Origin of the sequence: Streptomyces sp. PU-14G (assembly GCF_041028275.1) — a bacterium.
In the GTDB taxonomy this organism is placed as follows: domain Bacteria; phylum Actinomycetota; class Actinomycetes; order Streptomycetales; family Streptomycetaceae; genus Streptomyces.
The window spans coordinates 1-8,066 of sequence record NZ_JASKYT010000290.1; the positions used below are offsets into that span (position 1 = coordinate 1).

Here is an 8,066-nt window from a genome sequence, read left to right on the forward strand (position 1 = left end):
GAACACGGGGGACCGGGGGGAGCCGGGTCACACCGGCGACACGTCGGGTCACACCGGCGACACGGGGGAGAACGGGAGCGAGGGGGGCTCCCGGGGCAGTGGCGAGTACAGGAAGGCAGGGGCACTCGGCGCCGTCGAGGAGTCCGGGGGGACTCCGGACGCGGACGCCGAGGCGGCGTTCACCGCCTACGTGCGCGAGCGCCGTGCCTCCCTGTACGCCACCGCCTACCACCTGACCGGCGACCGCTTCGAGGCCGAAGACCTGCTGCAGAGCGCGCTGTTCTCCACCTACCGCGCCTGGGGGCGGATCACCGACAAGGCGGCGGTCGGCGGCTACCTGCGCCGCACCATGACCAACCTGCACATCAGCGCCTGGCGCCGCCGGAAGCTCAACGAGTACCCGACGGAGGAGCTGCCCGAGACCGTCGGGGAGCAGGACGCGATGCGCGGCACCGAACTGCGCACCGTCCTGTGGCAGGCGCTCGCCCGGCTGCCCGAACTCCAGCGCACCATGCTGGTCCTGCGCTACTACGAGGGCCGCACCGACCCCGAGATCGCGGACATACTCGACATCAGTGTCGGCACGGTCAAGAGCAGCATCTGGCGCTCCCTCCGTCGCCTGCGCGACGACGAGGTCCTCAGCTTCGGCCGGGACCAGGAAGAGAGCTTCGACGAACTGGTCGCCTGACCGACGCGACCACACACACGTCCACCTGACCCCGCGGGGACATGGGGCACAGGGGGATACGGGGAAAACAACGGGGGATACGGGATACGGGGACACGGGGAAGAGAGCGGTTCCGCCTGGACAGGGGGTCCAGACGGAACCGCTCTCTTGCGTGCGTCCCCTTAGGAGGGCGCTCTGGCGGGCAGTCCGCACATCGCCTGGTGGCAGTTGTCGGCGTCCGTCTCCGCCCACCTCCTGATCCTCGTGCTCGGTGCCGGCGGGCTGCTCATCAGCCTGCTCGCCGTACACCTCCTGGCGTGGCCAGCGGGGAGTGAAGCCGCCGTGCTTGTGGCCCTTCTGAGCGCCGCTGCCACCCTGGGGGCCCTCTTCAGCCCCGTACAGGAACACGCGGGACCCAACTCCGGCATCGGCTGGCTGCCCAACGTCTTCGTCGCCGTGGGAGGCGGCTGCGGGCTCGTGGGCGGCCTTCTGCTCGGTCTGCCGTTCGGTCTGCCGAACGCGGTGGCGACCGCCCTCGGCACCGCTCTGCAGGGCGGGCTCGCCGGCGCCCTCACCGCCGGCTGCGTCATCGGGCTCGGCACCCGCCCGGGGCTGGGGGCCGTCTGCGGCCTGGCCTTCGGCACCTCCCTGGCCACAGGCGGCGCACTGCGGTGGCGCTACACCACCGCCCGCACTCTGCTGGTCGTCCGAAGACGCCTCCCGTGGCGTCCCATGCGCTCCCTGGCCGACGCCCACGCACGCCGGGGCATTCTGCGCCGCGTGGGCACCGTCTGCCAGTTCCGCCACCTGGCCCTGCAACGCCACCTGGCCGGCCGGAACAACTCCTAGACGAACGGACTCGCGCTCAAAGGTCCGCTCACTTGTCCAAGGCCGCCTGGGCGGAGGCTGTGGTCGTGCGTCACGCATGCTCGCCAGGCGGGCACCCACGCGGAGCAGAGGCCCCACTGGGTCCGCACGTCACGGACGTTCCAGTATCCGTCGGCGATGACGTACTGGAATCCACCAGGACAGCTGTGCATGTCCACGACGATCTGCACCTCATGCCGGTGGTGGCCAGAAGGAAGCCCCGCCTTCCGCGTTGTGCCGGGAAGGCGGGGCCATGGCCTGGGCGCCTACTGCGGGTCGAACTCACCGTCGCGTACGCCACGGACGAAGGCGTCCCACTCGGCCGGCGTGTAGCGCAGGACCGTGCCGTTGGGGTCGGCTGGGTTGCGCATGGCCATCGCACCGCCAGGGAGTTCTGCTACCTCGATACGGTTGTTCGGGTCGCTTCCCGGGGCGCTCTTCCAGGTGGCCTCGCTCAGGTCGAGGGAGTACAGGTCAGCCTTCTGCCGTGCGTCGGTCATCAGCCTTGGAGCTCGTCCTTCGCCAGGGATGACAGGAAGAGTTGCCACGCCTCGCGAGACACGCGTGCAGCAGGGATCTGCACGTTCTTCGAGTCGCGGATTGCGGTGCCGGTGACGCCGGGCGTGCTGGCGACCTCGACGCAGTTGCCGTTGCCGGCCGTGTAGGTGCTCTTGTACCAGTCCGCGCCAGAGAGGTCGGCCGCGTACAGGTCGGCCATGTTGCTCATTTCAATCCCGCTCTTTCTCGATACGGTCAACCCACTCGATGCTAGCCTCTTCGGCCAGCGCCGCGCTTGACAGGTTCCGGAACAGCCGACTCAACTGCCTCAGCGCAAGCCTGTCGTCACGGAAGTTCGTGGTGTTGTCGGCGGACTCGGTGAAAGCGGCGTCTACATCCGCATCCTTCCCGCTGCTGAACAGAGTGAACGCCCCAGTCGTGGCGGCCTTCTCCCCTGCGCTGAACGGGAGCACTCTGAAGGTCACGTTGTCGAGCGCCGCGACCTCCTTGAGGCGACGCAGCTGCGTCCGCATCACATGGTCGCCTCCTACGTTGAAGCGCAGCGCTGCTTCAGTGACGACTACCTGAAGTCTCAGCGGGATGTCCTCACGTAGCCGCACCTGCCGCTGCATCCGGACTTCGACAAGGCCCTCCACCTGATCCGGGCCGAGAGCCGTGAAGCTCACCCCTGTGACCGCTTGAGCGTACTCCGCAGTCTGCAAGAGACCCGGAACCAGGATGGGCTGGTACTCGAAGCAGTTTGCGGCTTCGGACTCGTAAGCCAGGAACTCTGCGTAGTTGGCGGAGATGACGTCGTTGTAGGCGTGCCACCAAGGAGGTACGCGCTGCCGACCGCGGACCATCAGCTCGCGGAGCTCCCCGTACTTCTCCCGGTCGACCTCGAACAAGTCCATCAGCGCTTCGAAGTCCCGCTCCGTGCAGGTCCGCTTGCCCAGTTCCAGTCGGCTGATCTTCGAGTTGTGGCAGTTGAGGTGCGCCCCAACATCTTCGGTGGTCATCCCCACCCGGTCACGCAAGAGACGTAGCTCTTGACCGAGCTTGCGCCGGGCCGAGAGCGGACTGCCGCTTTGGACGACGGACATGTGCCCCAACTCCCTTCTGTAGGCGGGGCCGAGAGTACAGGTCGTCGCGTCCCGGATCTTCCGGCGAACACGTGTTGTAACTCTGCTAGGCGGAAGTTTGGCAGATTGCCATGCAATGGCTTGACGGAGAGGCGGCAAGGTCGAATGATGCTCAGTGTGACGCAGCGCGCTCAAGGCGTGACTGGCGGTCTGCTCGGCGTGTGCCGCAGTGCGCGCCGGCCGGTTCGGGAGGTTCCAGGCATGGAAGTCGAAGCTCAGCCCCTACGCACTGACTGCGAACACGCGTGGCAGTTAACGGCGGATAAGCGCACGGTCGAGACGTGGCGCAACGAAGTCGGGATAGCTGCTCGCACGTTGGGTGCTGACCGCGATGCCGTCCACGTCGCGCGCCTCGGGGCCACGGAGCTGCTGTCCAACGTGTGCAAGCACGTGGAAGTCCCCAGCTGCGAGCTCGTCGTCGAACGGGATGGAGACGTGCTGTGCGTTCGACTATTCGACCACTCGACAAAGGTCCCGTACGTCAAGACTCCGGCCCTCCTCTCCGACTCAGGCCGTGGCCTGTGGCTGCTCCGGGAGATGACCAAGGCCATGGGCTACACGCTTACCCCCGGCGGGAAGTGGGTGTGGTTCCACTGCGTCGTCACGACCTGTGGTGAGCAGTGAGCGGGGGCCGGCCACGTTGCGAGCCGAGCCGCCGCCTACCAGCACCAGTCCCAAGCGTGTGCGTACCCACCTCGGCGACACCTCCGGGCTGGACGCCGGCTCTGTGCAGTGCTGGGTGGAGGAACGCTCCCGCGTGATCGCTCGATGCGAGCCCCAAGCCCTTGTCCCCTCCGCAGCCCGTCGGAGGATCTCCCACCTGGCGGGGACGGGGTCCGTTGGCCCGCAAGGCCCTGAACCGTGCGACGGAAGGAACCAAGCGTGACCACTCTCCTGGAACCGCCCACTGGCATGTTCATCGATCTGCCAAACGAGCTTGAGGAAGCGTTAATCGGACTCGGAAGCACCCTCCCTCCCTGGAGCGTGGAGGGCACGTCCCTGGCGTATGCCACGATCGAGCGATACCGGGCTGCACTGGACTCAGCTCCGCTGTTCGAGGAAACCGTCAACACTCTTCTTCGGATGCTGGGTGGAGAACCTGGCGGATATGCGGTAGTGCGCCTGCGGAACATCGCTCAGGCCCTTGGGGTCGGGGACCGGTTTCTGCGCTTGGCAACGGCGATTCTTGCCGAAGTGGCCACCCCTTTTCAGCCCTTCCGGCGATGGCCGTTGTGGAAGGAACTCGGGACCAACCTCCAGGCCAGCCCTGGCTTGTCTACCGGTACGGGGTACAACGCATTTCACATGGACCTGGTCAATGTGACCCGGCCTCCGGACTACACGACGCTTCTGTGTGCCCGCCCCGACCCGTTGGGTGCCGGCGCGAGCATCCTTTCCGATGCTCGCGCAGCCGTATCGCGCTTGACGCCGACAAGTCGCGCCCTCCTGACCGACGTGGCATACAGCTACGGATCGTTTTTCGACCTGTCAGACGTCGGAGAGGAGTACAAGCCGTTTCCTGTCCTGGATGGCGCACCCGCGGACCTCGGATTCGTCCGGTTCACCGCCAAGATGCTCAGTGCGTCCGGACTCGACGAGGCGCACGCCCACGCGGCCGAGGAACTCGCGGGCCAGATGGTTGCTGGGCAGGTCTCCTTCACGCTCCAGCGCGGTGACCTCCTGATCGTGAACCAGCACCGCTGGGTTCACGGTCGCGAACCACTCGGCGCCGGCCAGTGCGACGTTGCGCCAGAGGAGCGCCGCTTGCTGCTCCAACTGTTCCTGCGCGACAGGGGCGCCGTCGGGCCGTATGCCTCGTAGGGAGGACGCACGGACGGCAGGTCGTGCCCCCTCTGGCGGCCTAGATCCGCGATTTGCGCAGCGAGTGCCACACAGCTCCGGCCAGGGCCCGTGTCGACTTGGGAACCGACAGTCGTTCATGTTCGCGGTACAGGGACCAGTTGTACGGGACGAGTGACAACTTGTTCGAGGACAGCGATCCCGCGCGGTGGGCCCTGTACACCGCCAACGGCTCGGGAAGGCCACGGGCGGCATGACCGTCACGCATGATCGACAGCCACAGCGCGTAGTCCTGCCGCTTGGGCATCTTTGGCATCAGCCTCGTGCCGAGGACGGTTCGGTCGTACATGGCGGTCAAGGCGCCAATGTGGTCCTGAGTCAGCATCGCGCGGTAGTCCACGTGTTCCCGCGCTCGGACTACACGGCCGTTCGGGATGAAATCGGTGCTTTCACCGTCGTAGTCGGCGTTCATCTTGTAGTAGGAGGTGAACGTCAATGGTGCATCGGCCGCCGCCGCGAATTCGATTTGCCGCTCAATCTTTTCCGGGAGCCACATGTCGTCACTGTCGAGAAAGGCGATGTAGTCCCCTCTGGCCCGCTCGATAGCGAGGTTGCGCGCCCGGCCGGCCCCGCCCCGTTCGGGAGCCGACTCCGGAAATACGCGATCGTCCTGCCGGGCGAATTCCGCGAGTAGGTCCATGGAGCCGTCGGAGGACTTGTCGTCGGTGGCCAAAAGCTCCAGGTCGCTGTGAGTCTGCGTAAGTACCGACCGGATCGCGGCGCCCAGAGTGGCTCTCGAGTTGTACACGGGCATCACGACGGAAACCAGGGGCACAGCGTTTCTCCTTGCCAAGCCAGAGATGACGGTTCATTCAACCACTGGGACTGTAGTAGGAGCAGCCATGCATGTTGTTGTCGCTGGTCAGGGCTATGTGGGGCTGCCGCTGGCCGTGCGCGCCGCAGAGGTGGGCCACCGTGTCATCGGCTACGACGTGGACCGGCACCGCGTCAAACAGCTCGCCACTGGTGAGTCGTACGTCGAGGACGTGGCGTCCGCGCGGCTTCGCGCAGTGCTGGACTCCGGGGCCTACTCCGCGAGCTCCGAGGCCGGCGCGCCGGCCGGGTTCGACATCGCGGTGATCACCGTACCGACCCCGCTGCGGGACGGTGCACCTGACCTCGCCTGCGTCGAGACCTGTGCCAGCACGCTGGGTGCGCACCTGCGCCCTGGCGCGACCGTGGTCCTGGAGTCCACGACCTACCCAGGCACCACCGAGGAGCTGTTACTGCCGATCCTGGAGAAGGCGTCCGGTCTGATCGCTGGTGCTGACTTCCACGTCGGCTTCAGCCCCGAGCGCATCGACCCGGGCAACAAGAAGTGGCCGTTCGACAAGACGCCCAAAGTGGTGGCCGGTATCGATGCCGCATCGCTCGACGTGATCAAGGGGTTCTACGACGGCCTGGTGCAGACCACCGTGCCGGTTTCGAGTACGAAAGTGGCCGAGCTGACCAAGCTGATCGAGAACATTTTCCGACACGTCAACATCGCGCTCGTCAACGAAATAGCGATGCTCGCCAAGTCGCTCGGCGTGAACATCTGGGAGGCGATCGACGCCGCCGCGTCCAAGCCCTTCGGTTACATGCGGTTCACCCCCGGCCCCGGCGTCGGCGGACACTGCCTGCCGATCGACCCGTTGTTCCTGTCGTGGAAGGTGGAGCGCGCGGTCGGTGTCCCGTTCCGGTTCGTCGAACTCGCGAATGACGTGAACAGGCACATGCCCGACTACGTGATCCGGCGGCTCATCGAGGCGTTCAACACGCGTCACAAAACCGTCAACGGGTCCCGCGTCCTGCTGCTCGGCCTGGCCTACAAGCCCAACACCTCCGACGCCCGGGAGTCGCCGTCGACTCGCATCGCCGAGCTGCTTCTCGACCTCGGCGCCGAGGTGCGTGGCGCGGACCCGCATGTCGTGGGTGACATCCACGCCGACGCGCGCCTGATCCAAGTCGAGGCGACGGTACAGGAGATCGCAGCCGCCGACGCCGTGGTGCTACTCACGGACCACGCGGGATTCGACTACGAGGCGGTTCTCGAGCACGCGCCCTATGTCCTCGACTGCCGGAACCGGCTGCCCGGTGCCAACGTCGACGTTCTCTGAGCGTCAAAGCCACACGGCTGGCGTCAAAGCCACACGGCTTTGTGCGCACACTGCGTGCCGCCGCCCGCTACCGGACGCAGAAGCTCAGGGCCACCCCCGTCCCGGGCATGGTCGACGTACGCCAGAGCCGGCACTTCGACATGGTCTTCCGCGCCGCGCAGCGGCGGCTGGCCGACCGGTTGGTGCTCGCGCGGTACCCGTCGCAGTCGGCGCAGGGAATGCGGAGAGCTCCGACCGGCCAACCGTGTCCCCTGTCACCGCTGAGTGGCTGCCTGCGCGAGGGGAGTGGTCGCGCGGAGGCGGGCGAGGCGGGTGTGGGCCTCGGCGTGGGCGCAGGGGGTGGCGCCCAGGGCGCGGTGACGGGCGACGAGGGCGGGTTCGGCGCGCATGAGGCGCCAGCCCCTCCGCAGGAGGACGGGGAGGGGCTTGCGGGCCTCGCGGATGTCGCGCAGGAGGCGGCGGCGGAAGGTGGTGGACGGGCGGCCTCGCAGGCAGATGGCGTCGGCCAGCAGGCCGAGCGCCGCGCAGCGGGCGGCGACGTCGGCGGCGAAGATGCCCTCCGCGATGAAGAGCGGCGAGCCGTCGAGGGCGAGGCGGTCCGTGCCGGTGCGGGCGCTGCGGGAGAGGTCGTAGCGGGGCGCGGTGGTGGCGCCCTCGCGGCACAGTTCGGCGATGGCGCGCACGGCGGCGTCGGCGTCCCAGGAGAGGGGCGAGTCCCAGTCGACGGCGGCTCCGATGCGGGGCAGTGTGGGGTCGCCGCCCTCCTTGTAGAAGTCGTCGAGACGGAGGACGGGCAGCCCGCTGCGGGCGGCCAGCCGGGTCTTGCCCGAGCCGGAGGGGCCGGTGACGAGAACGACGCGGGCGAGGGCGGGCGCGGCGGCGACCTCATGGTCCGCGGCGGGGGCGCGATGGTCCGCGGCGGGAGCGTGATGC

10 protein-coding genes are annotated in these 8,066 nt (G+C 67.5%); 5 read left to right on the forward strand and 5 right to left on the reverse strand.

Annotated features, from left to right (window positions below; translation table 11 throughout):
• The coding region (locus AB8Z75_RS26170) for a SigE family RNA polymerase sigma factor (RefSeq protein ID WP_369206089.1) at nucleotides 1-688 on the forward strand (688 nt) is incomplete at its 5' end.
• Nucleotides 689-895: 207 nt separating this feature from the next.
• Nucleotides 896-1,516: a hypothetical protein gene (locus AB8Z75_RS26175; RefSeq protein WP_369206091.1), complete on the forward strand. Its 621-nt coding sequence runs from the start codon at nucleotides 896-898 to the stop codon at nucleotides 1,514-1,516.
• Nucleotides 1,517-1,800: 284 nt separating this feature from the next.
• Here AB8Z75_RS26175 and AB8Z75_RS26180 read toward each other — a convergent pair whose 3' ends face one another.
• Genes AB8Z75_RS26180 through AB8Z75_RS26190 form a run of 3 tightly spaced genes read right to left on the reverse strand, consistent with a single transcriptional unit; the run spans nucleotide 1,801 to nucleotide 3,135 of the window.
• Entirely contained in the window at nucleotides 1,801-2,034 is a 234-nt protein-coding gene (locus AB8Z75_RS26180) for a DUF397 domain-containing protein (RefSeq protein ID WP_369206093.1), read from the reverse strand.
• A complete protein-coding gene (locus tag AB8Z75_RS26185; protein ID WP_369206095.1) occupies nucleotides 2,034-2,261 on the reverse strand; it encodes a DUF397 domain-containing protein in 228 nt (75 codons plus the stop codon). The genes AB8Z75_RS26180 and AB8Z75_RS26185 overlap by 1 nt, the downstream gene beginning before the upstream one ends.
• A gap of 1 nt (nucleotide 2,262) precedes the next feature.
• Nucleotides 2,263-3,135, reverse strand: a complete 873-nt coding sequence (locus AB8Z75_RS26190; protein WP_369206097.1) for a helix-turn-helix domain-containing protein — start codon at nucleotides 3,133-3,135, stop codon at nucleotides 2,263-2,265.
• Nucleotides 3,136-3,375: 240 nt separating this feature from the next.
• Here AB8Z75_RS26190 and AB8Z75_RS26195 point away from each other — a divergent pair, with 240 nt between their 5' ends.
• Together AB8Z75_RS26195 and AB8Z75_RS26200 are read left to right on the forward strand one after the other, a co-directional pair.
• Nucleotides 3,376-3,798, forward strand: coding sequence for an ATP-binding protein (locus AB8Z75_RS26195; RefSeq protein WP_369206099.1), 423 nt, complete (start codon nucleotides 3,376-3,378; stop codon nucleotides 3,796-3,798).
• 258 nt (nucleotides 3,799-4,056) lie between these two features.
• The gene (locus AB8Z75_RS26200; protein WP_369206101.1) at nucleotides 4,057-4,995 is read left to right on the forward strand and encodes a TauD/TfdA family dioxygenase; all 939 of its coding nucleotides are present in this window, start codon (nucleotides 4,057-4,059) and stop codon (nucleotides 4,993-4,995) included.
• 40 nt (nucleotides 4,996-5,035) lie between these two features.
• On the opposite strand, the gene AB8Z75_RS26205 is transcribed toward AB8Z75_RS26200, so the two are convergent.
• A complete protein-coding gene (locus AB8Z75_RS26205; protein ID WP_369206103.1) occupies nucleotides 5,036-5,809 on the reverse strand; it encodes a glycosyltransferase family 2 protein in 774 nt (257 codons plus the stop codon).
• Nucleotides 5,810-5,876: 67 nt separating this feature from the next.
• On the opposite strand from AB8Z75_RS26205, the gene AB8Z75_RS26210 reads away from it, so the two are divergent.
• Entirely contained in the window at nucleotides 5,877-7,133 is a 1,257-nt protein-coding gene (locus AB8Z75_RS26210) for a nucleotide sugar dehydrogenase (RefSeq protein WP_369206105.1), read from the forward strand.
• Between the two features lie 254 nt (nucleotides 7,134-7,387).
• On the opposite strand, the gene AB8Z75_RS26215 is transcribed toward AB8Z75_RS26210, so the two are convergent.
• On the reverse strand, nucleotides 7,388-8,066 hold a 679-nt coding region (locus tag AB8Z75_RS26215), incomplete at its 5' end, for a uridine kinase (RefSeq protein WP_369206107.1).

Excerpts from the sequence above, each read along its gene's own strand:
- AB8Z75_RS26180 (WP_369206093.1), bottom strand. The coding sequence starts at position 2,034 with ATGACCGACGCACGGCAGAAGGCTGACCTGTACTCCCTCGACCTGAGC.
- AB8Z75_RS26190 (WP_369206097.1), bottom strand. The coding sequence starts at position 3,135 with ATGTCCGTCGTCCAAAGCGGCAGTCCGCTCTCGGCCCGGCGCAAGCTC.
- AB8Z75_RS26210 (WP_369206105.1), top strand. The coding sequence starts at position 5,877 with ATGCATGTTGTTGTCGCTGGTCAGGGCTATGTGGGGCTGCCGCTGGCC.
- AB8Z75_RS26195 (WP_369206099.1), top strand. The coding sequence starts at position 3,376 with ATGGAAGTCGAAGCTCAGCCCCTACGCACTGACTGCGAACACGCGTGG.
- AB8Z75_RS26185 (WP_369206095.1), bottom strand. The coding sequence starts at position 2,261 with ATGAGCAACATGGCCGACCTGTACGCGGCCGACCTCTCTGGCGCGGAC.